The 24098-nt window shown below is 52.9% G+C and carries 18 protein-coding genes; 3 read left to right on the top strand and 15 right to left on the bottom strand.

From position 1 onward, the window contains the following. Together J7M22_12190 and J7M22_12185 are read left to right on the top strand one after the other, a co-directional pair. Nucleotides 1-1232 (top strand): hypothetical protein (locus J7M22_12190; GenBank protein MCD6507365.1); only part of this gene is annotated, 1232 nt, incomplete at its 5' end. A 123-nt stretch (nt 1233-1355) separates the two neighbouring features. Then, a complete protein-coding gene (locus J7M22_12185; protein ID MCD6507364.1) occupies nt 1356-5096 on the top strand; it encodes a S8 family serine peptidase in 3741 nt (1246 codons plus the stop codon). A 169-nt stretch (nt 5097-5265) separates the two neighbouring features. Here the strand turns inward: J7M22_12185 and J7M22_12180 are convergent, their stop codons facing one another. From J7M22_12180 to J7M22_12160, 5 genes are all read right to left on the bottom strand, one after another. Continuing rightward, complete coding sequence (locus tag J7M22_12180; GenBank protein MCD6507363.1) at nt 5266-7023, bottom strand: SUMF1/EgtB/PvdO family nonheme iron enzyme; 1758 nt, start codon at nt 7021-7023, stop codon at nt 5266-5268. Next, nucleotides 6999-9269, bottom strand: a complete 2271-nt coding sequence (locus J7M22_12175; protein ID MCD6507362.1) for a tetratricopeptide repeat protein — start codon at nt 9267-9269, stop codon at nt 6999-7001. The genes J7M22_12180 and J7M22_12175 overlap by 25 nt, the downstream gene beginning before the upstream one ends. A 13-nt stretch (nt 9270-9282) precedes the next feature. Then, nucleotides 9283-10407, bottom strand: a complete 1125-nt coding sequence (locus tag J7M22_12170; GenBank protein MCD6507361.1) for a hypothetical protein — start codon at nt 10405-10407, stop codon at nt 9283-9285. 3 nt (nt 10408-10410) lie between these two features. Then, complete coding sequence (locus J7M22_12165; GenBank protein MCD6507360.1) at nt 10411-11709, bottom strand: PEGA domain-containing protein; 1299 nt, start codon at nt 11707-11709, stop codon at nt 10411-10413. A 186-nt stretch (nt 11710-11895) separates the two neighbouring features. Then, nucleotides 11896-12036 carry a hypothetical protein gene (locus J7M22_12160; protein ID MCD6507359.1) on the bottom strand — a complete coding sequence of 47 codons (141 nt, stop codon included), beginning with the start codon at nt 12034-12036 and terminating at the stop codon, nt 11896-11898. Nucleotides 12037-12152: 116 nt separating this feature from the next. Between J7M22_12160 and J7M22_12155 the strand changes: the two genes are divergently transcribed. Further along, nucleotides 12153-14084 (top strand): hypothetical protein, encoded by a 1932-nt coding sequence (locus J7M22_12155; protein ID MCD6507358.1) that lies wholly within the window; start codon nt 12153-12155, stop codon nt 14082-14084. A 43-nt stretch (nt 14085-14127) separates the two neighbouring features. Here the strand turns inward: J7M22_12155 and J7M22_12150 are convergent, their stop codons facing one another. The 10 genes from J7M22_12150 to J7M22_12105 form a co-directional block, all read right to left on the bottom strand. After that, the gene (locus tag J7M22_12150; GenBank protein ID MCD6507357.1) at nt 14128-16335 is read right to left on the bottom strand and encodes a glycoside hydrolase family 95 protein; all 2208 of its coding nucleotides are present in this window, start codon (nt 16333-16335) and stop codon (nt 14128-14130) included. Nucleotides 16336-16350: 15 nt separating this feature from the next. Next, nucleotides 16351-18114, bottom strand: a complete 1764-nt coding sequence (locus J7M22_12145; GenBank protein ID MCD6507356.1) for a response regulator — start codon at nt 18112-18114, stop codon at nt 16351-16353. 69 nt (nt 18115-18183) lie between these two features. After that, nucleotides 18184-18561: a response regulator gene (locus J7M22_12140; protein MCD6507355.1), complete on the bottom strand. Its 378-nt coding sequence runs from the start codon at nt 18559-18561 to the stop codon at nt 18184-18186. A 22-nt stretch (nt 18562-18583) separates the two neighbouring features. Next, complete coding sequence (locus tag J7M22_12135; GenBank protein MCD6507354.1) at nt 18584-19090, bottom strand: chemotaxis protein CheX; 507 nt, start codon at nt 19088-19090, stop codon at nt 18584-18586. 20 nt (nt 19091-19110) lie between these two features. Further along, entirely contained in the window at nt 19111-20145 is a 1035-nt protein-coding gene (locus tag J7M22_12130; GenBank protein MCD6507353.1) for a chemotaxis response regulator protein-glutamate methylesterase, read from the bottom strand. Further along, nucleotides 20142-20609 carry a chemotaxis protein CheX gene (locus J7M22_12125; protein ID MCD6507352.1) on the bottom strand — a complete coding sequence of 156 codons (468 nt, stop codon included), beginning with the start codon at nt 20607-20609 and terminating at the stop codon, nt 20142-20144. The genes J7M22_12130 and J7M22_12125 overlap by 4 nt, the downstream gene beginning before the upstream one ends. Next, nucleotides 20557-20985: a response regulator gene (locus tag J7M22_12120; protein MCD6507351.1), complete on the bottom strand. Its 429-nt coding sequence runs from the start codon at nt 20983-20985 to the stop codon at nt 20557-20559. Before J7M22_12120 ends, J7M22_12125 begins: the two co-directional genes overlap by 53 nt. A 14-nt stretch (nt 20986-20999) precedes the next feature. Next, nucleotides 21000-21479, bottom strand: a complete 480-nt coding sequence (locus J7M22_12115) for a chemotaxis protein CheD (GenBank protein MCD6507350.1) — start codon at nt 21477-21479, stop codon at nt 21000-21002. Between the two features lie 9 nt (nt 21480-21488). Continuing rightward, complete coding sequence (locus J7M22_12110; protein ID MCD6507349.1) at nt 21489-22313, bottom strand: protein-glutamate O-methyltransferase; 825 nt, start codon at nt 22311-22313, stop codon at nt 21489-21491. Nucleotides 22314-22397: 84 nt separating this feature from the next. Further along, on the bottom strand, nt 22398-24098 hold a 1701-nt coding region (locus J7M22_12105), incomplete at its 5' end, for a PAS domain-containing protein (GenBank protein MCD6507348.1).

Below are 24098 nucleotides of genomic sequence, written 5' to 3'. Positions count from 1 at the left end.
TGCCGCCGTGGCTGGCGATGGCCGGTCTGTTTCATCCTGGCCCTCTTTTTTTCATCCTTCTCCTCCCCATCCTGTTTGCGCTCCTCGTCCTTACTGAAGCGAGCGTTGCTCTGATAAGTTTGCCCCTTGTGTATCTCCTCTATTCGCGCCGCATGACGCGCTCTATAGGCAGGATCGCCTCCTTTCTCTTCATCTTGTTGATCAGCTTCTTAGCGGCCTCATACTTCGGAACTACCGAAGCCGATCGAGGGAGGTTCTTCGTCTGGCTCGGGAGGCACATCGGATCCCTTGTCTCATGGAGATGGTATCCACATGTCTGGGCGAGCAATCTGCTTATGAGCCTATCGGGATTGAAGACGGTCGGTTCCCGCTGGGGATATGCCATATCCCTGTTCTGCACCGCCGTTGGATTAACCGGATCGGCAGTGGCGATCTCAGGATGGTTGTATTACCCGGGGTGGGAGAGATCGAGAACGGCTGAGCTTTCAGGCAGAACACGGAAGAGAAACGGTCTAAATTTGGATCTCGGATTTCTCCTCAAAGGCCCAGCGCATGCTCTGGCCTTCAAGGACCTGATCCAGACGATACGAGACCCTAGATATTGGCAGATATCCATCATACTCCTTCTCATCCCTGTCATCACGCTTGTGGTGCTCGCGGGCAGGGATATGCCGATGGGAGAGAAGGTGATAATGTTGACCGCCCAGCAATTGATATATGGCATGATGCTGAGTTTGAACCTCTGCTGGGCCGGGTTTAAGTCGGAAGGCAGGACGTGGTGGATACTGAGAAGCTCCCCTATCACCCCACAAACCTTTTTCAAAGCCAAGCTGGCGGTATCCTCACTTCCGCCGTTGCTTTACGTAGAGCTGTTCACGCTCATGGGACTTCTCGTCTTGAGAGCGCCCTTGAAGTGGTGGCCGATCCTCGCCTTCTCCGTCGGCTTCGCCACCTTCACCTTCGCCTCCATGAACACGGCTGTGGGATCGCTTCCATCCGTCATCCTATCCGGCGACGGGAGATCGACATCGACCCTTGCAAGCGGCGTGATGATGTTCCTGGACATAGGTATAACGGTCGGCGCGGTCATCGCTATCGCCCTCTCCCAGGGACACGGAATAGCCCTTCCTCTGGTTTCGGCGGGATTGATGTTTCTGTTCGCGGGCCTTTTCATAGGAAGCCTTCGATTGGGATGGAGGAACGCGGAGAGGCTTATCGAACCTCAGAGCTGACATAAGTGGGGATCAGGTATCCAAAGAGGGGCGTCTGCCCCCTTTTATGTGCCCGCCCAATCCTCAGGTTGACTTTTAGGGAAGCTCATTGTAACCTTTTTCGAGGATAGAGGGTGGATATCTATGATCCTACTGATATCGTTTCTTCTCATGTTCTCATACCCCAGGTATTCTCCGGATGAGCTTATCGTCAGGGTTAAAGGGGCGGGATCGATCAAGACCATCTCATCAAGGCTTGGGGCGATCGAGGTTCACCCCGTCTTTCGATCGCCGGCTTCAGGGCTGAAAGGGATTTATCTGCTCAGATTTCCCCGCGGCACGGATATCCTATCCCTGATGGATCGACATAGATCCGACCCGGATATAGATTACATCCAGCTTAACCATCTGTATCGTCCGTGTGCCGAGATGGTGCCGAACGATCCCAGGTTCGACGAGCAGTGGGACATGGAGCGGATCAGGATGCCTGAGGCGTGGTCTGTTGAGAAGGGAAGCGAGGATGTGGTGATAGCGATAGTGGACACGGGCGTGAACTACGAGCATGAGGATATAAAGAACAAAATCTGGAGAAATCCCGGTGAGGTGCCCGGCAACGGCATAGACGATGACGGAAACGGATTTGTGGACGATTATATCGGCTGGGATTTCACCGATGCGCCCACCATGCCCGGCAGGGGGGATTACACGGAATGGGATAATGACCCGATGGATGAAGGAGGACATGGCTCTCACGTGGCGGGGATAGCCGGTGCCCAGCCAGATAACTCCGTCGGAATAGCCGGGGTGGCCTGGAGGTGCAGGATAATGCCGGTCAGGGCCGGATTCAGGGTCTTGACAGGTGGAACATACCTCCAGGATGACGACGCCGCGGCGGCGATCGTATATGCCGCCGATAACGGGGCGAAGGTTATAAACATGAGCTGGGGGGACGAGGAACCTTCTCTGCTCATCAGAGATGCCATAGATTACGCCTATAGCCAAGGTTGCGTTCTGGTGGCTGCCGCCGGGAATGATTCGCGGACGGATGTGCTATATCCGGCGGCCTACAGGAAGGTCATAGCAGTTGCTGCCAGCGATCAAAACGATCACAAGGCCTATTTCTCGAACGCAAACGCCGCCATAGACATCGCCGCCCCCGGGATGGTGATCCTAAGCCTGGGGGTGAAGGAACCATATTGGATTTCAAGCGGAACCTCTATGGCCGCCCCACACGTTTCAGGCGTCGCAGCCCTGCTTCTGTCCAGGAGACCGGATCTGACGCCTGAGGATGTGCGTAGGATACTCGCCAGCTCAGCCGATAGGATGGAGTACTCCCCTGAGCTGGTGGACGCCGGAAGACTGAACGCCTTCAGGGCGCTCCTGACCATCACGCCGCTGGTCGCCAGGATCACATCCCCGGAGAATTACACCGGCTTCGATGATTCGATCCCGATCATCGGCACGGCAGGCGGATATAGGTTCGATAGCTATCAGCTCCTCTACGGCATAGGGAAAACCCCCGAAAAATGGACGGCCATAACGCCGAATATCGGCATGACGGTGGAGTCGGCCCAACTCGGCGTTTGGGACGTATCCCATCTCAGAGAGGGCACCTATACGCTCAGGCTTGAGGTCAGATCGGCCGATGGGATGGAGTTCGGCCGCGATGAGGCGATCATCACCGTCGATCACACCCCGCCGGAGTTTAAAACCATCAAGCTTAAACGCTCGATCCGAGACGGGCGATGTGAGACGGAGCTGACGTGGCAGACGGATGATCTGACAACCGCCCTGCTTATCCCCTACAGGATCGGTTCCGAGCTTCCACTTCATCTCATAAAGGTGAATCATCTTTCAAGGGATCACAGCTTGCCGCTCTTCGAGATACTCGGCGAAGGCACATATGAACTTCACCTGAAGGCGATCAACACGGCCGGGATGAGCTCGGAGATGTCGATCGAGGCTATCACAGAGGATCACCCGATATCTCCCAATACCTATGAGGAGCTGCCCTCACATCTGAGTCCGCTTTACCCTGCCGATGGATTCACGGATGTGGATAAGGACGGTATGTTTGAAATCTGGGGGATGAGGAGATCGGACGAGGGATATGGCGAGATCATAGTGTTCGAGGTGAACGGCAGCGGCATGCCGGGCAGGATCCGAAGGATGGGCCTCAAAGCTTATCCATGGTGGGTCGGCGATGTGGATCGCGATGGTATACCTGATATCCTGTTGAATGAGGGCGACGTGACCTTCGTGATGGAGGGAAAACGTAGGACCTTTGAAAGGGACGATACCTGGGGCGGAACGGTCGCCGATACGGACGGGGATGGAGATCCGGAGCTCCTCCTGAAAGAGGAAAGATACGATCGGGTCCAGATCTACGAATGCCGGGGCGATGATACCTTCATAAAAACCGCCTCCCTGTATAACCCATCGGCCGGTTACAACTCCATAAGGGAGATAACGGTCGGCGAGATGGACGACGATGATATGACCGATATCCTGTTTCTGGATGAGGACTGTGATTTGGCCCTCTATGAGAATAGGGGCGATAACAGATACGCCCTCAGGTGGGTTGAGAGAATAGCCGATGGAACACCCGCTTTCATGACATCAGGAGATCTGAACGGCGACGGAAGAGATGAGGTTCTGATCGGGATTTTAAAGACACAGAGGGAGAATAAACTCACATATCCGCTGGATCTCATGTCGATTGAGGTGCGGGACATCGGTCCCCGCCTTCTGGACGAGACCGAAATAGATGGAGCTATATCCGCATCGAACGCCGCCCGAATCGTCGATCTGAACGGCGGCGGCAAGGGCGAATTGATCGTCACGACCTACGGAGACGCCTACGTGTTGAACGGAAACCTCGATCCGATATGGCATTTTGAGGGGATAGGCGCGAATCGCCGGATAATCGCCCTCGATCTCGACGGGGACGGAAGGCCGGAATTCGGATTGAACCTGAAAGACGGGTTCAGGTTTTTCACTAAAGGAGAGAGGGCCTCTCTAACGCTGAAACCCTGGGGGTTAAGGGCTGTTCCACTGGACGAAGGCAGGATTAAGCTCTCATGGGAGGGCGAGAGGGAATGGAAAAGCTTCAAGGTTTATCGGGCGGAGGATGGAGGAGAATTCCATAAGATAGCCGTCATCCCATCCCGATCCTTCATAGACGAAGGGGTTGATCCGGGTCATATCTACCGTTACGGGGTGACGACGGTTCTCGGCGGATGGGAATCGGGGATGTCCGATACGGTTGAGGTGAGACCTGCGCTGCCGCCTAAGTTGGTCTCCTGTTTCCCACTTCCCCCTAATAGGTTGAGATTGGAGTTTAGCGCTGAGATGAGTGAGGATGCCGGTAAGGTATCCTCCTACGAGCTAAGGGATATTACGGTCACCGGAGGGGTGAAATCCCCGATTACCCCCTCATCTGCCCTGCTGATATCGGCGAGGAGGTTGCTTTTGACCTTCCCGGATAAGCCGCTTAAGGCCGGTCACGCATATGTTCTGACCATATCCGGCATATCATCGAAGGTCGGCTCGCCCATGGGAGAGAGAAGGGTGGAGTTCGAGATACCGGTCTCCGGCCGAAGGTTCGCCGATCTTGACTCCTTGAGGGTCTATCCCAACCCCGTTTCACTTGAGAGGGGAGCTCCCAGAGTGATCTTCGATCGCTTGCCGCTGGGGACGAGGATCAGCATCTATGCTCCGGATGGAAACCTCGTCGTCCAACTTCCTCCCGCCGGGCCGGACGGAACGGTCAGGTGGAACCTGCTCAACAGCAACTCCAACCTGGTCTCGGGCGGTGTCTACATCTACGTCGCCCGGTTTAGGGGGAAAAGAAGGATAGGAAAGCTAGCCGTGACCGACAGATAGCAAAGCCCGGCGAGCACAAACGGACTGCCGTGAAGGAGATCGACTTTCGGGGGAATGAGATGGTAATGAGGCTGATGTATCCTGCTCGGGAAACTCGCTTGGATACGAGGATAGGTAAGCTGGCAGTGGTGGGGAAATAACGGCTGGTGGGGCGAGCGGCTGCCCACCCCTATTTGTCCTTCGCCAGCCTGAAGCCGACGAAATTAAGCTTCATGCTTGGTATGTTATGTTTCCTGTCGGCGCACCTCGCCGTCTTCGAGGAGAAATCCTTCCACGAGGCACCTCTTATCACCTTGAGCTTCACAAATCCGGTCACCATCGGACCGAGCGGATTCCTCCAGTTGACGGCCGATCGGTAATACTCCTTCGAGTAGAAATCCGCCACCCACTCCGATACGTTCCCTGCCATATCCACCACGCCATATGGGCTGACGTCCAGCTTATTCGAGTTGATCGACCTTGGGGCTGAGACGACCTTTCCCTCAGCGGTCCACTCATTGCCCCACGGATAGATCCGTCTGTCGGTTCCCCTAGCGGCCTTCTCCCATTCGGCTTCCGTGGGAAGCCTCCGGCCAACCCATTTGGCATATTCATGAGCGTCGAACCAGGAGACTCCCACGACCGGCTGATCGGGCTTGTTGAACCTCTCATCATGCCAGAATGGAGGCTCGGTATGGCCCGTTGCCTCAATGAACATCTTGTATTGAGCGTTGGTCACCTCATGAAAATCTATGTAGAAGTCATCCAGGTAAACCTCATGTTGAGGTATTTCGTCCTCATCGCCTTCGCCGGGCATACTCCCCATGATGAACTTACCCGCCGGTATAAGCACCATCTCCATCCCGTCGTATGGGGCGATCCTCACATCGGTTTTATGGATCGGATTGGGGACGGATTGCTGTGATGATCCTCCCAGGGTGGAGGCTGCAGCGAGGTAAACATCGGGATTGATGGTCAGGACGACTTCACCGCTGGTTTTAGCCTCCATGCTAGGGGTCTGCCTGCGTTTGTGTTCCCTGCTCCACCGAACGACCGAGTTGTATACATATCTGTAGGCCTCGCTGACCGTTATGTATCCGTTACTGTCCTGATCGGCCTCCCCCTTCAGCCCTTTTACGAGGTAATATGTGAAGACGCCGTGCCCCTTTTCCGGGTATTCATAGGAGACCTCACCGGCCTTTGAGGAGGAGAGGACTATCCTCCCTTCGGCATTAGCTATCGCTTGAAGTGCGAGCCTTGCAAGCTTGGCGGTTCTCTGTTCCTCCTTCGGGTTGGCGATTCCGATATCCACCCCTTTGGCGGTAAAGCTGTTTCCGGTGATCAAAGGGCCGCCGCTGTGACAGGCGTCCAATATGACCACCTGCCTCGCCGCCTTGGTTCGGGCAAGCTCCTCATTGATATCCCCGAGCGATATGGCCGTGCGATCGATTATCTCGGTGTCAACATCGCATGGCAGCAGATAGCTCTTGCCGTTCACCTCGACGCCGTGGCCTGAGAAGAAAAAGAGGACGGTGTCCTCGCGGCGGGCATGTTCCCTGACGAAGGCGAAGCCCTTGAAGATATTTCTCTGCGTCGGCTTTTTCTCGGAGTTGTCCGTGTAGAGCATAGGTATAACGTCCCTGTGAGGCATTCTCTTACGTGAGGAGAACACATCCTGAATCGCCTCGGCATCGGCAACGGCGAACCTGAGCGGCCTGATCTTCGGGTCCCGGTATCGGTTGACGCCAACCACGATCGCCCATAGATTTCCGAATTCGCCGCCCTGTATCCTGCCGGCCTCCTGCTGGATGGAGCTCGATGGCTTCACCCTCACTATAGCCAGATCCTTCTTCATCTGCTGTGCCGAGGCCGGCAGGATGATGAGGGCGAGGATGATAGGGATCGACCATATTTTAACGAGCCTCATTTCATCCAGTAGAGCAGCCATTGCATCTCCTCCGGATTGGATATACCCTCAGCCCTTGTTTCCCCTTCGCCTGCGAATCCGAGCAATCTCCGCATGGAGTCCTTGTCCATCTTTGGTTTCTGAGCGACTATAGGAGGTTGTGTTTCAGGTGCGCTTTCGCCCAGGGATGCGCCGGTTCCGCCTATACGTGCAGCAGCTATCTTACCGAAATCGCTTTTGCTTTCATCGGAGGATTCCGCCATCTGCTTGATCTTGTAAGCCCTCTCGAAATCCCCTGTGCTGTAATAGTAGAACATCATGTTGTAATAGATTCCAGCCTTTTGGGCGTTGGCCTTCATCGCCGCCTTATATTCCTTCTTAGCCCCTTCGAGATCGCCCATGAGCAGAAGCACGTTGGCCAGGTTATTGTGATATTTGCCGTTAGATGGATCGAGCAAGGTGGCCCTCTCCAAGGCCTTTTTGGCCAGGGCGAAATCACCCTTGAGGGCTAGGTTTATGCCGATCATGTTCTTCACCTCCGCCTCGCTCCTCTCGCCCTTTCGCAGCATCTCCTGCCATGCCTTTATATCCGCATCGAGCGCTATCCTCCAGCATTCCTTTACCTTACGCACATCCTCGTTCCACAGTCGCGCCACCAGATTGCGGTCGGGAAGCTTCAGATCGATATCTCTGCCCACCCAGATCGGCTTGAACCTCTTCCAAGCCTTGGAGATAGGTATGAACTGGAGCTCCTCGCCGTACTCTCTCCACTCCTTTGCCCCTTGACGCCATGCATCGAAGAAGGTTTTATCCTTTTTACCGAGCGCCGTGACCTCAACGGGCACCCAGGCGGTTCCCCCTCGTATCCGGTAGAGCCTGTTGCCGTCCTGATCCTCCTTGGGTATGATCACCTTGGCCCTATCCTCTGGAATTCCGGTGTTCAACGCAACGAATATATGATCTTTCGCCAGCAGGAAGGCCGTCTCTATGCCCACGCTTTGGAGACATGCCGCATAAAGCACGCTTAAGTCATCGCAGTCTCCTCCTTTCCTTTCAAGTGTCTCCCACGGATAAAGGACGTAATCCAGCTTGTGGCTAAACGGATTCTGCGGATCGCGCGAGTAGGATATCCCGTACAGGTTGAGCGTATTATAGATCTGGGCGGCCTTATCCAGCGGATAATCAGCCGAGGCGTAATCGGCTATTTTGGCCACGGGGGGGTTTTCGTGAGTTACGAAGGCGGCTATCTGCTCCGGCGGTTCCCAATTCATCACGTGGACGTTATATAGTTTCGTATATTCTGACCTTCGTTCGCTCTGTTTGCTCCCCTTGTAGGTATATTCCAACCTGAGCGTGATCTCCTGAGTTGGGATGTTCTCCATCTGGGTCTTCGCCCTCTCAACGTCGATCACAGCCTTAATCGGCACGGTTACCTCCTGGCCGGGCTTAAGATCGCCGATCGGATTCGGCGTTGGTGAGGATGAAAAGCCCTTTATCTCGACCAGGAGCTGTATGTCCTTCATCGCCTCATCGAGCCTGTTTTTGACCGTGACCTTGCCGATCGGGTTCTCGGCGTAGTAAGTCGGGAAAGCCAGGAAGATCGGATTGAGCTTGACCCGAACGATCTTAGATTTCGCCTTTTCCAACTGCGCTATCTCGTTGAGCAGGTTCTGCAGCGAGTTCATATACTGCTTTTTATCCGTTTTGTTCCTGGCCAGCTCGACGGCCCTTCTCAGATGCTTCTCAGCATCGCCGAGTTCACCCAGCCTCCAGTAGCACAGACCGGATATGTATACCGCTTTATCCTCGTTCTCACCCTTGATTCTGGGGAGATGGCTCAGGGCTTTTTGATACTGTTTGGTTCTGAAATACATAGCTCCCAGATAGTAATGCGCTTTGGGAAAATCCTCCTTCACCCTCACCGCCTCATCCATCTCGGCGATGGCTTGGTTATACCACTGTTCTCCCCTGAGATAATAGCAGTAGCCGAGATTGAAGCAGACCTCCGGGTATATGGGATCGCTCTGATCAAGCTGCTTTTTGGCCTTCCTCAGTAATTCCTCTGCCTCCCAGTTCTGACCGAGCTTGAGTTTGATTCTGCCCAGATTTGCCTGAGCGTATGCCTTCTTGACGCCATCGCTCCTCTCGATCATCTTCTGATATGCCAGGACGGCGGAGTTGTAATCGCCAAGCGATTCATATATCCTCGCCTGTTGGGTATAGTTGGAACATCCCGCCCATATCAGAACCGCTCCGATGATGAGAAACGCAATCGATTTCACTTTCATCCCCAATCCCTCCCTAATAGCTAAAGATAAGCGAGAAGGCATGAACGTTACCCACCCTCTCACCTAAAAACCTGTCCCTATAACCTGTTGAAAACATGTAATCCAGTTTACACACAGCCGTGCGCAATCCCAGTCCCAGCCTTATGCCGTCGTTCACCCCCATTCTCAGGGCCAGCCATCTGAAAGGTTTGATCTCCACGCCGAGGTGGAATTTCTCTCCGAACGACTTCCCATCTCCGAAATCAAATGCTATCAGCGTGCTGTAGGGGTAATAGGCCAGTTTGCTGAAAGGTATCTTGAAATCGGGCTGATAGCAGAGTCCTATCCTGGTGGCCCGTTTGATCTCGGTTTTGCCTCCCCTTCTGAACTTGGTGGTTTCAAGTTTGAGGATCTGCTCGGAGAGATCCGTGCCGAAGAGGTCTCTGATGCTCAGCCCCACCCTCAGTGACCACCTCTTGATCTCGTACGTCATGCCGAAGTTCCATCCCAGACCTCTGCGGATGTAGAGGTTGCCCTTCATGTCATATAGTTGAAGGATATCATCGCCGCCCAGCCTTCCCACCTCACATCGGACGAGGTATTTCATCGCCAGTCCGACGGAGAGATCCCTATACACCCTACCGCCATATGCGAGGGTTGCGATGGCATCCTGATAGCATTTGATCTTGACTACGGCCCCGTCCTTATAGTCATAGCTGAGCTTGGCGTTCGAAACGGGATTGAGCAGCGAGAAGCCGAAGTGATCCCTCACATATGATATCTGTATCGGACCGCTGAGGGATACCAGCGGGTGATAGGTCCTGAGCTCATCGATCGTGCTGGGATGGATCTTCCTCAGCTTGTTGGCGTCTATGTATGAGTTGATAAGCTTGGAGGTGCTTTCAACGGTATCCTCGTTTAGATTTGCCCTCAGCCCGAATATCGCCAGCTTGCTCTCTTGAACGTATTCGAGACAGGCGGGGTTATATAAAACGGTGTTCTCCTCGTCGGTCAACGCCGTATAGGCCCCTCCGAGGCTTAAGATCCTAACGCTCTCAACGGCAAACGGCATGTCCCCCCGCCCCGCTCCGAAGGCGGCCGATGAGAGCAGGATCATCAGCGATATAGCCCCGACGGATTTTCTCATATCTCTGATCATGGTTTAAAACCCTCCCGCGAAGAACTGCAAGACGGCGATCGTGATACCGCCGATGGCTATCCCACCCGCTAATATCGATATCTGCCTGTTGCGGGTGGGAAGCTTCAGGGTTATATCTTTCATCTCTCCCTCTTTGAGGGTGACGATCTTCGACACGGTTCCGTGATTGGACATGACGAGCTTCACCTCATGTCTGCCGGGTATCAGATCCTCCAACGTAGCAGGGGTCTTTTTGCTAGTGGGTTTGCCGTCCAGGATGATCTTTGCCTTTCGGGGTATGGAGTTGACCCTAAGGGAGGCGAAGTTCACCACCGGTTCTTTGGGCATCTCGATGGCCTCGTCCAACTCGGTTATCTCCACGAGCGCCTCAGGCGCTGGCACATTTTTCTCCATCAGCACGGTCCCCTCCTCACCTACGACCCATAGGATCGTGCCGCCCTGATCGATGGCGTTGAGCTTAGCCGACGTCGCTATCTCCTCTCTCCGCCAGGTCTCGCCACCGTTCATGGTTTTAAGGATCACGCCATCATCTCCGATCGCCCATCCGAGCGTGGGGTTTGCGAAACAGACGTCCTTAAGCATCCATTCGCCATCTGCGTTCTGCCTTTTCCAAGTTCTACCGCCGTCCGTTGTTCGGAGTATAGTTCCGTCATCGCCGACCACCCACCCGTGAGTGGGGGAGACGAAATGCACTCCGTAGAGGAAGCTATCAGTTCCGCTGACCTGGGTTTCCCAGCTAGCTCCTCCGTCTGAGGTTGAGAGTATCATCCCGCTTATTCCCACCGCCCATCCGTGTCTGTTGTCGATGAAACAGACATCCTGAAGCGTCACCCTTGTGGGGGATTGATCCGACCAGGTTTTGCCGCCATCGGATGTGTGCAGTATGATGCCAAGGCTGCCGATGATCCATCCGTTTTTGCCGTCAGGTAAGGATATGGCGTAAAGGGCATTGCTGGTGGGAGAGGGGATAGGTGTCCAGGTAACGCCACCGTTTTCGGTGTGAAGTATCGTTCCGTTATCCCCGACCACCCATCCGACGTTGGGATTGACGAAGCAAACGTCGTATAGATCCTGGCCCGTCCCCGATCCCTGCCTGTGCCAGGTTCTGCCGCCATCTATGGTGTTCAGGATCAGTCCTCCTTCGCCAACGCACCACCCTCTGTATTCATCCACGAAATCCATCCCGAAGAGATTCACCTTCTCCCCGGTATCCACCTTTTCCCATGAGGCATGAGCGTTTAATCCGACAGCCCAGCACATTAGCATAAAGGTTAACACCAAGGTGTATACTTTCATGTCCACATTCAAACCTCCTGAGCATATCTCCTCAAAGGAGATTTGGGATCCGGCGGGGTCGTTCCGGAGAGCAACCCCGCTGCTTCCATCTTTGATGGTATCAAAATTCATGCCAAATGGACTATCTATCTGATTCGGATTTGCCTTCCGGTTTCGGAGGATTTATAAACGGCATCTGGGATTTTCTGCATATTAAGCGCTTCCTCGGGCGGGATGGGGGATGGGCCGCCTTCCCGTATGGCCTGTATGAGAGAGGATCTTCTGATAGTTGGGTATGTGTGCCCCCTGAGCGATGCCGCCCACCCCAACTATCCCAACCTTTATCTTCTTCATCTCAACCTCCAATGGAGGATTTCACTGCTTGTCCTGTATTATCACATAAGCCCCCCTGGTTGTCAACGGGGATTTCCCCATGATATAATATCGGCAGATTTCCTCCGGAGATGAGGATGAAGGGAAGGAAAAAGGAGACAGGGGTAACCTGGCGAGCTATTCTGCTTGGCCTTCTGTTCATCCCCCCGGCCTGTTTTTGGGTCCTGGAGGTCGAATGTCTATGGCACACGAATCACCCCACATCGATCTCCTTGATGTGGGGCGTGGTGTTCATAATCTTCGTCATCATCGCCTTTAACCTCGCCGTCAAGAAGATCTATCCGAAGGCCGCTTTGAGCCAGGGCGAGATCATAACCATATATGTGATGCTTTGCATGGCCGAGGCTTTGGCTGGCCATGATTTCCTGCAGTTGACCATACCCGCTATCCCCCACGCCTTCTGGTATGCCACGCCGGAGAACGAATGGGCGGAGCTGATCCTTCCATACATGCCAAAATGGTTGGTCGTCTCGGACAGGGAGATAATCAGAGGGTTCTACGAGGGGGAAAGCACCTTTTACAGGTGGGAGATCATAAGGGCGTGGGCAAGGCCCGCCCTGTGGTTCACATCTTTCCTCACCGCCGTCGGGATAGTCATGCTCTGCCTCAACGTGATCGTGCGCAAACAGTGGACCGAGCACGAGAAACTGGCCTATCCGATCATCCAACTGCCGCTTGCCATTACTGAGGGCGGTGGCACAAGCACCTTTTTCAGGAACAGAATACTCTGGATAGGCTTCGCCCTTGCGGCGTTCATAGACATTCTCAACGGGTTAAACCATTTCTTCCCTCAGGTGCCTAGGATACCCGTCAGGCATAACTATCATAATCTCGGTCGGTATTTCACCACCAAACCCTGGAATGCTATAGGCTGGCTGCCGCTGCCGCTATATCCGTTTCTGATAGGGCTCGGGTTTCTCCTGCCTTTGGACCTCTCCTTTTCGATATGGTTCTTCTTCTTATTTAAGAAGATGCTTTTGGTGTTCGGCGCGGCCATAGGTCGGACCGGTTCGAGGTTTCCCTATCTATCGGAGCAGTCAGCGGGAGCCTTTTTCGGCCTCTTCGCTCTGGCGGTTTGGGTTACCAAAGGACACCTAAAGGAGGTGGCCAAGAAGGTTCTGGGTATAAAAACCCCCCTTGACGATTCGGATGAGCCCATAAGATATAGGACAGCCGTGATCCTGATCGCCCTGGCTTCTGCATATATCATGTGGTTCTGTCTCAGAACCGGTATGAGTCCGAGCATGGCTATTCTCTACTTCGTGATCCTCTACATCATCTCAGTCGCCATAACCCGTATGAGGGCGGAGCTTGGGCCGCCCGCTCATGAGATGGCGGGGATGATGAACTCGCCGCAGATACTTGTCAACTTCTTCGGCACGCGAAGGGTAGGGCCGAATAGCCTCGTGCCGATGGTGCTGTTCTGGGGCCTATCCGGTAGAGGATATCGCAACAGCATTATGCCGCATCAATTGGAGGGGTTCAAGCTCGCCGAGAGGACGAATATGAACCCCAGGAGGCTCGTCCTGGCCATGATCCTCGCGATGGCCCTCGGCGTCATCTCCTCCTTCTGGGCGTTGGTGAGCGAGGAGTACAGACTGGGCGGGGATGGAGGCCCATCGGTGGGACACATCTGGGGCCAGTACAACTGGCTCGCTAACCAGCTGGCGTATCCGAGAAAACCGGATTATGCCGCTATGACCGCTATGCTCGTCGGCATAGGCGTCACTTTCTTCCTCATGTTCATGAGGATGCGCTTTATATGGTGGCCGCTTCACCCGGCAGGATACGCCCTGTCGATGAACTTCGGTGTCGAATACTTCTGGTCGTGCCTCGTCATCGCCACCGCCGTTAAATGGGTCGTCCTGAAATACGGCGGCATAGCGGCACATAACAAGACGAAATACTTCTTCTTCGGTGTGATCCTCGGGGAATTCTGCGTCGGTGCCTTCTGGAGCGCCATAAGCGTGATATTCCAAACCTTCACATACGATTTCGCCCCAGGCTGAGACGGCCGGGTGTCCCTCTGTAGTCATTTGTCGTCATTGATGGTCAACGGGAGGGCAAAACCATATACTCCGTTGGTTTCCCCTCCTTTGGCTCTCTGCCGATGATTCTGATCGGCACGTCACATCTTATCCTCGGCTCATTTCCCCCAGGTGATCTGATGACCGCCTTTACCAGCTTACCATCCTTCCATGTTATATCGACCTCAAATCCGCCGCGCGCCCGCAGGCCGGTGATCTTGCCGGACGGCCACGCTCTGGGCAAGGCGGGTAGGAGCGATATCTCCCCGGTGTGGCTCTGCAGTAGCATCTCGGCTATCCCTGCCGTTCCGCCGAAGTTCCCATCTATCTGAAAAGGCGGATGGGCGTCGAACATGTTAGGGTAGGTGGAGGAGTTGATCAGATCCGTCAGGAGTTTATAAGCGTGATCCCCGTCCTCAAATCTAGCCCATAGATTCACCTTCCAGGCCTTACTCCATCCCGTGCCGCCGTCTCCTCTAAACTCCAGCGACTTCTTCGCCGCCTCACACAACTCAGGGGTTCCGCGAGGCGTGATCTCACAGCCGGGATATACCCCCCAAAGATGGGAGACATGACGATGATGATTGTTCGGATCGTCCTTGTCTTCGAGCCACTCCTGGAGCTGTCCGTATCTGCCGATCTGGTTCGGCGCTATTCGCTCCCTCAGCTCCGTCAGTTTCCTCCGGAGATCTCCATCGACCCCAAGTATCTCGCTGGCTCGGATGCAGTTGCTGAAAAGATTGCGAATGATCTGGTGATCCATCGTCGGCCCCGCCACCAGACCGCCCTGTTCGGGAGAGTTGGACGGCGTGCTGATCAGCCATCCGGTTTTGGGATCTTCGATGAGGAAATCGACGAAGAACAGAGCCGCGCCCTTCATTAGAGGATAGGCCCTCTCCCTGAGGAATTCCAGATCGCCCGTAAACTCGTAATGCCACCACAGATGTTGGCACAGCCAAGCTCCGCCCGTCACCCATATCCCGTGATTGGAGGCGTTGATAGGAGCGGCACCTCGCCATAGATCGGTGTTGTGATGTAACACCCATCCACGGCAGTCATAATGCTCCTTCGCCACCTTTGCTCCCGTCTCAGACACATCGGATATCAGATCGAAGAGGGGCAGATGACATTCCGATAGATTGGTCACCTCAGCCGGCCAGTAGTTCATCTCGGTGTTGATGTTCGTCGTGTATTTGCTCCCCCAGGGCGGATCCTTGCTCTCGTTCCAGATCCCCTGCAGGTTCAGCGGCTGGCAGCCGGGACGAGATCCGGAGATCATCAGGTAGCGGCCGAACTGGAAGTAGAGCACGACGAGATGTAGGTCGTTTTTCCCGTCGAACTCCTTGATCCTTTGATCTGTGGGCTTATTGACCGGAGTCGCTTTCAGGTCGAAGTTGACCCTTCGGAACAGCCTACGATAATCCTCCAGATGCGCCCTTTTAAGCTCTTCGTATCCCTTATCCTTCAGAGCGTCGATGTAGTTGCTGCATCTCTCCGTCGGATTGGCGCTGATATCCTTATAACTTACGAAGCTGCTAGCTCCGACCAGGATCAACGTCGCCGAATCCGCTTCTTCTATTTTCATCCCTTCGTCCGTGACCTTCACCCTTCCACCCTTTGCTTTCGCCAGAAGACGCGCCTCGAATCGGATGGCGCCGTCCTCCACCTTACCTCTGAGAGCGAGCTGATCTTCGCCGACCGATCTCGTGATCCATCCCTTATGAGGGCTGCTCATCGAGGCCGTGAGGGTTACTCTACCGGGTTTATCCGCCTCGATGTGGATCACGATGGCCTGATCCGGAGCGCTGGCGAAGATCTCTCTTCTGTAGTGGACATCTCCGGTCCTATAGCTCACGGTGACCAGCGCTGAGTCGAGGTCCAGCTCGCGGCGGTAATCACGTATCTCACCATCCGTGTGGAAGTCGATCCAAAGATCACCGAAGGGCTGATATGATTTTTGGCGCAGGGGAATGCTCATGAATTCCCTCATGGCGAGCTCCTCCGCCTCCCTTTGTCTGCCGTTAAAGAGGAGGCCGCGGATGACCGGCAGGTATTCAGCGGCCCCCTTGTGGGCATAATCATGCGGTTTACCGTCCCATATCGTATCCTCGTTAAACTGGATTCTCTCCCCCTTCGTTCGGCCGAAGACCATCGCTCCCAGCCGGCCGTTGCCGATAGGGATGGCCTCCACCCATTTCTCGGCCGGTTTATCATACCATAATTTCAGTTCCATCTCTCATCTCCCCTTTCACTCAATGGCTATGGAAGATGATTCTACCTTGATTTTCCCGGACTTGTCAATTAAGGCCTCCTTAACAGCCTTAAGCAGCTCGATGGAGGTATAAGGTTTTTGCAGGAAGATGAAATTTTTACCGGTGATAGCCTTCCACTGTAACCTTTCATCCGGATATCCGCTGCTCAATAACACCTTAAGGCCTGGTTTATAATCGAGAAGCTTATCCACTAATCGAAGGCCTGTCCCGTCGGGTAAAATGACATCGCTGAAGATGAGATGGAAATCCCCTCTCCTTCTTAGGAACAACCTCAGAGCTTTCTCCGTGTTATGAGCATCGAAGGTGCGATAACCATTATCACGAAGCACATCCACAGCAAATCTGCGCACTACGCTTTCATCTTCCACCACGAGGACCTTTTCACCATTGCCCTGGAGATTTTCAGACGATATCTCTTTCTTATCTTCATCAGGTTTCATGTTCATTCTTGACAAGGTGGGTAGGTATATTTTAAACACCGAACCCCATCCCGGTTCGCTATAGACGTTTATCCAACCGTTATGCTGTTTGACGATCCTATGGACAATGGACAACCCGAGTCCGGTCCCTTGGGTTTTCGTGGTGAAAAACGGCTCAAAGATATGATGTATCGTTTTTTCATCCATTCCGATGCCCGTATCTTCAACTGATAATCGGATGAATTTTCCGGGGCGAGCTTCAGCGTGAAGTCTGCAATACTCATCATCGATATCGGCGTTTTCGGTTTTAATTACGATTTTCCCTCCCTGAGGCATGGCGTCCCTGGCATTTACAACTAGGTTCATGATGATCTGCTCGATTTGCCCTCTATCAGCTCTCACCAGCCTTAAATTAGGTTCGAGGGAGAGGATCAGTTCAACGTCTTCGCCGATTAATCGTCTCAGCATGTTTTCCATGCCGAGGATCACCAGATTTGGATTCAATATTCCCATTTTAAACCTTTGCCCGCGGCTGAAGACCAGAAGCTGTTTTGTAAGGGTTGCAGCTCGATCTGCCGCTTCTTTGATCGCTCTAGCATGTTGCAGGAGTTGACTATCCACCGGGAAGCTTTTAAGCAGAACATTGGCATAGCCGATTATCGGGATAAGCATGTTGTTGAAATCGTGGGCTATAGCACTGACCAATCTGCCGATCGCTTCCATCTTCTGAGCTTGAAATAGCTGGCTCTGTAGCTTTTCCCTTTCCTCTTCCGCCCGTTTCCGCTCGTTGATCTCTGATTCGAGGCGAACCGTATGTTGAGCGTTGGCGAGCGCCAGCCCTATCGCTTTACCGATCGTGAGAAGGATCTCCCGCTCGCTTTCCGTTAAGACATATCTCTCCTTAAAGATTAAACTCATGGCTCCCACCGTTCGGTTTCGATAGAGCAATGGGACCGATACGGCGCTGATAAAACCCTCTTTTAGAAGCGCCTTTAGAATCTCTGGGTCAATCCGTTGATCACTCCTCAGATCTTCACAGCTTATGATTTCCCTTTGTCTGACGGCTAATCCACTTAAGCTTTTCCCCATAGGTAATTCGGTCTCCATCTGCAAGATTTTCTCGTTAATTCCGGCGTACAGGAGCTTTAAGTGGGGCGTTCCTTCCTCATATAGAAAGATCCCAACTGAAGGTGAGTGGTTATAATGCATCATCGCCTCAACAGCACCTTTGGCCACCGATTGGAGGTCGAAGGCGTTATGAATGGCATTAAATATCATTCCGATCGACCGCGGTAATGTTCGCTCGATATCCATTCCCATTCCGCCCTCCTCGTCCCATTTTTCTTAATCCAGCCCTCCTCAGCTTTATCTGAGAGGGCTGGAGATCCATCAACTCGCCATCTGCTTCAGAGTTTGCTCGATCTTATCCTTGATAGTTCCAGGGGTAAATGGTTTGGCGATATAATTATTAACCCCTGCTCCGATAGCTTGGATTATCTCCATCTTTGACGTATTGGTGGTCACCATAATTATAGGCACTCTGCCGAAGCGCTCATCTCCTCTCACTTTCTTGACAAAATCGATACCTGTCATTCTGGGCATGTTCCAATCCGTGAGAATCAATCCCACGTCGGTGTTGCCCTCTAGAACCTCTAAAGCTTCCCGCCCATCCCCAGCTTCCAGGATATCGCTATATCCTGACTTGATGAGCAGGTTCTTAATTATCCGGCGCATGGTCGTTGAATCATCAACGATTAGGATTTTCATCTCAGCACCCCTTTCTTTAGCCTTATTCATCTATCTTCTCAAATGATACCTGCATGAAGAAAGGGCCTAAGGTTGAGTTAAAAGGGATCTGAAGCCAGACGGAACCCGTTGGATACTTGATCTCGAAGTTCCGTCCTCGGACCACCGTCGGCAAGCTGAGCTTGATCAGTCCAAGCTCATCGGATAGTTGTCTTTTTGCGCTGCCCGCAACTATATTGACCATCTCAGCGACGGCATCTATGACGGTGTCATCTATCTTGAATATCTTGTCCGTTTCCAGAAATCGCCTTGTTATCATCAGGGCTGTCTTGGCGGGAAACAACAGAGCTACTGTTCCCCGTGCTTTTCCCGACAGCCCTATCAAGGCGGTGATGTCATACTTCGCGAAAGCCTGATCCACATCGGGATGTTCAATCTCCAAGGCGGAGTTTGCCAGCTTTAGTTTTCCCCTCTCCACCTTACAGCCAAGCATCATCTCGCAGAAGTTCTCCAAAGCGGCGACGAACGGATTTATATATTCTGCCCTCATCTTTTCACCTCTCCACGATGTTATGATTGATTGTTGAGAAGAACCTCAAAGATCCTCCGGGTGATATTCTGTAACGGCAGTATCTCATCGGCGGCGCCGAGTTTTATCGCCTCCTTCGGCATGCCAAACACGACACAGCTCTCCTCATCTTGAGCGATGGTATATGCTCCGCTTTGGCGCATCGCCAATAACCCTTTCGCCCCATCAGCCCCCATCCCTGTTAGCAATACCCCGATGGCATTTCTTCCCGCGTTCATAGCGACGGATTGAAACAGCACTTCCACACTGGGTTTCTGATAATGAACCGGAGGACCGTCCTTTATTCGAACCAGGTATTTCGCCCCGCTGCGTTTCAAAACCATATGTTTACCCCCTGGAGCTATCAAAGCCACCCCAGGCACCACGCTATCGCCATCACGGGCTTCCCTCACCTCTATCTGGCAGATTCGATTGAGCCTTTGTGCGAAGCTAGCAGTGAAATACTCGGGCATATGCTGGACGATCACCGTCCCCGGAGCAGATCGGGGGAAGTCCTTGAGCACCACCTCTATAGCTTTTGTACCGCCCGTTGATGCCCCTATGGCGATCACCTTATGAGTGGTCTGAATTTCACGGGGCAGGTCTATCTTCACGGGATATCTCGATGTCTGGGCGATCTGCTTCGGTAATTTGGCTGAAGCGGCCGCGCGAATGGCGTTGACCAGCCTGGAGATATCGGGAACGGAGTATACCGATCCCGGTTTTGCTACGACATCTATGGCTCCCAGTTCAAGGGCTTTTAAAGCGGTTTCGCTATTCCTTGGAGCGAGAGAGCTAACGATCACAACGGGAACGGGATGGTATTTCATCAGCTTAGCTAGGAAGGAGAGTCCATCCATTCTGGGCATCTCAATATCGAGTGTAACGACGTCGGGATGCAACCTGACGATTTTATCACGGGCCACATAGGGATCGATGGCCGTGCCGATCACCTTGATATCGTCATACCTTGATAGCTCATTGCTTAATATCTTACGGATGACCGCTGAGTCATCCACCACCAGCACACGGATCATCGGTCTACCTCCTTATCTTCTATGAACAGCACCACCTCAACTCTCCCTTCATCTATTCCTATCCTCGCCTCCGCCACAGGAATATCGTTTGGGTGATCGAGAGGTTCCCTTGAAGAGATCAAGGATGGAGCGCTAAGGCGAAATACCTCCTTAGTTCCCGTAAGAGCTGGTAGCAAATTGCCGCATATAATATTTGCTACCTCCCGTAAGGCATCCAGCTGCTCGCTCCTACACGGCGGTTCCCCCTCACCAAGCATATTAGCGGCGAGGATAGGCAGTAGGCTGTTGCTGATACGCACCACCAGTTTGCCGTTGAACGGCCCGCAGAAATCTACAGCGACGGCAACTTCCACAGAAGCTCCCATCTGCTGCTCATTAAGCTCCATGCTAGGCAGCATAAAAGCGATGTCCTCAAAAATCCGGACCGTTGACCTGTAAAGTATATCCTCCACCTTCTCCTTCATTTAGTCCCCCTATAACTTTCATGATAGCCTTTCTGAGTTCCTCGGGTGTAAACGGTTTATGAACGAACCCATCACATTTTCGCCTTAATGCTTCCACCCGCTTTCGACTGCTCTCAGTGGAGATGACGATAATCGGCAGATCTGCTATATCAGGTTTCCGACGTATCTTTTCTATCATCTCTTCCCCATCCATAACAGGCATATTTATATCGACTAGAGCCAGATCAATCCAATTTTCCTCCAGGGCTTGCAGTCCTTCCAACCCGTTAACAGCTTGATATATTTCACCCAGCGGCAAGCCACAAAGATGTAAGGTTTTTATGATTATAGATCTCATCACTGAGCTGTCATCCACCACCAAGATATTAAGAGCCATCCTCACACCCCTATTTACAGTACCCTTGTGATGCCATCGGCCTTCACCGTAACCCTTCCAGTTCCTATCTCGAGGGACATGGTTCTAGAGAGGGTTCCTCCCACATCATAGGAGCTGAGCAGCACACCGTTTCTCCATAACAGCTTCCTGAGTATTATGAAATTCCTTCTCCCGATTTGGAAAAGATCCTCGCCCTCAGTTTTGGAGGAGGCCCCTCCTGCTACCTTAACCTGCAGTCTTTCCTTTTTAGCGCCGGCCTTATAGCATTCTATAAATAGCTTGGGCACGCCGGTATCCACGAACATAAACGGATTTCTAGTTGCTTTCTCCGGATCGATGGTGGAGAGAGGCAACATGACATGTAACAACCCTCCCACACACGCTTCAGGGTCGTATATAGCGATCCCTAAGCAGCTTCCAAGGGCATAAGTTATCAATATGTCACCTCTCCTATCCGATATCTTCATATCAGCCACCCCTACGATATGTTTCAACTCAGCACCTCATATCTTTCGATAGACGGCAGGTTGAACGTATTGGAATGGATGCTCCAGAGAAGTTAAGCTTTCCGAGTGACCCACGAAGAGATATCCACCCGGTCTCAGCAATCTCCAAAAGCGGTTGACCAGCCTTTCACGTGTGGGATCATCGAAATAAATCATGACGTTACGACAGAAGATCACATCAAAGGGCCCTTTCATGGGCCAGCTCTCCATCAGATTCAACCGCGCGAATCGAACCATCGATCTGATCTCATCCTTTACCTTATAGCAAATTCCCGATTCCCCCTTGGAGCGCGAGAAATATTTACTGATGATCTCATGGGGAATATTCTCCAATTTCAACAACTCATAAGAGGCTTCGCGCGCTATGGCTAGCATTCTGAGCGAGATATCCGTCGCCAATATTTTGATATCCCACCTGCTGATGTCTGATATACCCTCTATAAGCGTAATGGCGATGGAAAAGGGCTCCTCGCCTGAGGAACACCCCGCGCTCCAAATCCGCATTCTCTTGAGTTTCTCCATCTCCGGTATTACCCTCTGACGGAGAAATTCGAAATGTTTGGGTTCACGGAAGAAGTTCGTCTTATTTGTGGTCAGCACGTCGAGCATGATCGGCAACTCTCTTTGGAGGAGGTCGCTTTCAAGGTACTCCATATACTCGGAGAAGCCTCTCAAACCGAGAGCTCTTATTCTTTTCATCAGACGGGATTTGACCAGATCCTTTTTATCGTGTAGCCGGATGCCTGTCAGCTGATATGCCAGGTGGCTTATCTTTCTGAAGTGCTCATCGCTCAGATTTAGATCATACTCCTGATTGAACATCGTTTATCCCTCTATCGGTGAAATCGAGGGACGAGGCCTATCCGGCCTTCGTCCCTGTTGGAGGTTACATCGGGGGTGAGACACTCAGAAATCCCTTAGGGTTTCCATATCATCATCCTCAAACGGGATAATCTCTTGGGGCTTAAGCTCTGACTTGGGTTTATCGCCATCACCATCGCCAGATTCCACTTCGATGGCCTTTTTTCTAGGTTGGATTTCAATCGTATGTTTGGTATATTTGGTGGCTGCCACTGCCGGACTCACCTGCTGTTTGCCATTTCCGTTCTCGCTCAGTTTGAAGTTAGCGATCATGCTTCTCAGCTCCTCAGCTTGACTGGCCAGTTCCTCTGCTGAACTTGCCGATTCTTCGGCATTTGCCGCGTTCTGCTGCACAGCCTGATTTATCTGATCCATTGCCGTATTTATCTGCTCAACACCCTGCTTTTGTTCCTCTGAAGCGGCGGCGATTTCATTCATCATCTGAGTCAGTTTATCCACATTTTTGGTTATCTCACCGAAGATCTCGGTAACCTTCTGGTTGGTATCAGCACAATACTCAACGCTGCTATTTGATTCCTCTATCAGCGACGCCGTTTCCTTAGCGGCCTCAGCACTTCGCATGGCGAGGTTTCTCACTTCCTCCGCCACGACGGCAAATCCCTTGCCTGCTTCTCCAGCCCGTGCCGCCTCAACGGCAGCGTTCAAGGCCAACAGATTGGTCTGGAACGCGATCTCATCTATCGTCTTGATGATCTTGGAGGTTTTTTCTGATGAGGATTTGATCTTATCCACAGCATCGGTGAGTTGGTTCATATATTCGATTCCTTTTCTGATGCTACTATTGGCGGTGTCAGCCACGCTTTTGCCTTCTTTAACGCTATCGGCGTTTTGAGCCACCATGGAGGATAATTCCTGCAGGCTGCTGGTTACCTCCTCTACGGAGCTCGCCTGCTCGGAGGAATTCTGAGATAGGGATTGACTGCCGGAACTGGTCTGTTCCGCCGCGGAAGCGATCTGCTCGGCCGCTATGGCGACTTGGTGTACGAACTCCCCCAGATTTTCCATCGCCGCGTTGAAGGAATCCTTGATCTGAGCCGGTCCTCCCTTGTAATCCCCCTCTATTCGAGCGGTCAGGTCAAACGCCGCGAGCCTATTCATAACTCCAACGGACTCCTGAACGAACTCCTGAAGATTCTCCATCGCCGCGTTGAGGGAATTTTTGAGCCTGGCGTGATCTCCCTTATACTCCCCCTCTACTCGAGCGTCCAGGTCGAATACGGCCAGTTTATCGATGACAGCGACCGCTTCGTTGATCGGTTCCAATATGGCATCCAGCATATCGTTGATGCCCTGGAAGAGCCTCTTGAAACCCTCCGTGGAGGCCTTCTCGGGATCTGCACGCTCGCCTAGCTGTCCAGCTTCCGCTACAGCGCTCAGCCGGTTGATCTCCTCCATGGCGATCTCCTGGTCCGTGCGATCGAGTATCACCTCCATCCCGCCTATCGGCTTGCCCTTATCGTCGAAGATAGCGCTGCAGCAGGCTTCGATGGGAATCCTCCTCCCATCCCGCGTTTGAGCCTCGGTTTCCCCGATGATGGTTTCACCGGTGCGCATGCATCTTTTGACAGCGCAGTTAGCTGTACCACACAAGGGAGTTCTGCACAGCTCAGCGCACGTCATTTTGCCGACGACCTCACCTCGATTGTATCCCAGGGTTTTCAGGGCAACGTCGCTTATGCTCCTGACGATGAGATTCTCATCGACCACAAACATGGGAGTAGCGAC

This window comes from Candidatus Poribacteria bacterium (assembly GCA_021162805.1).
In the GTDB taxonomy this organism is placed as follows: domain Bacteria; phylum Poribacteria; class WGA-4E; order B28-G17; family B28-G17; genus JAGGXZ01.
Note: the sequence above shows the minus strand (reverse complement) of the source record. Positions and strands in the feature narration are given on the sequence as shown.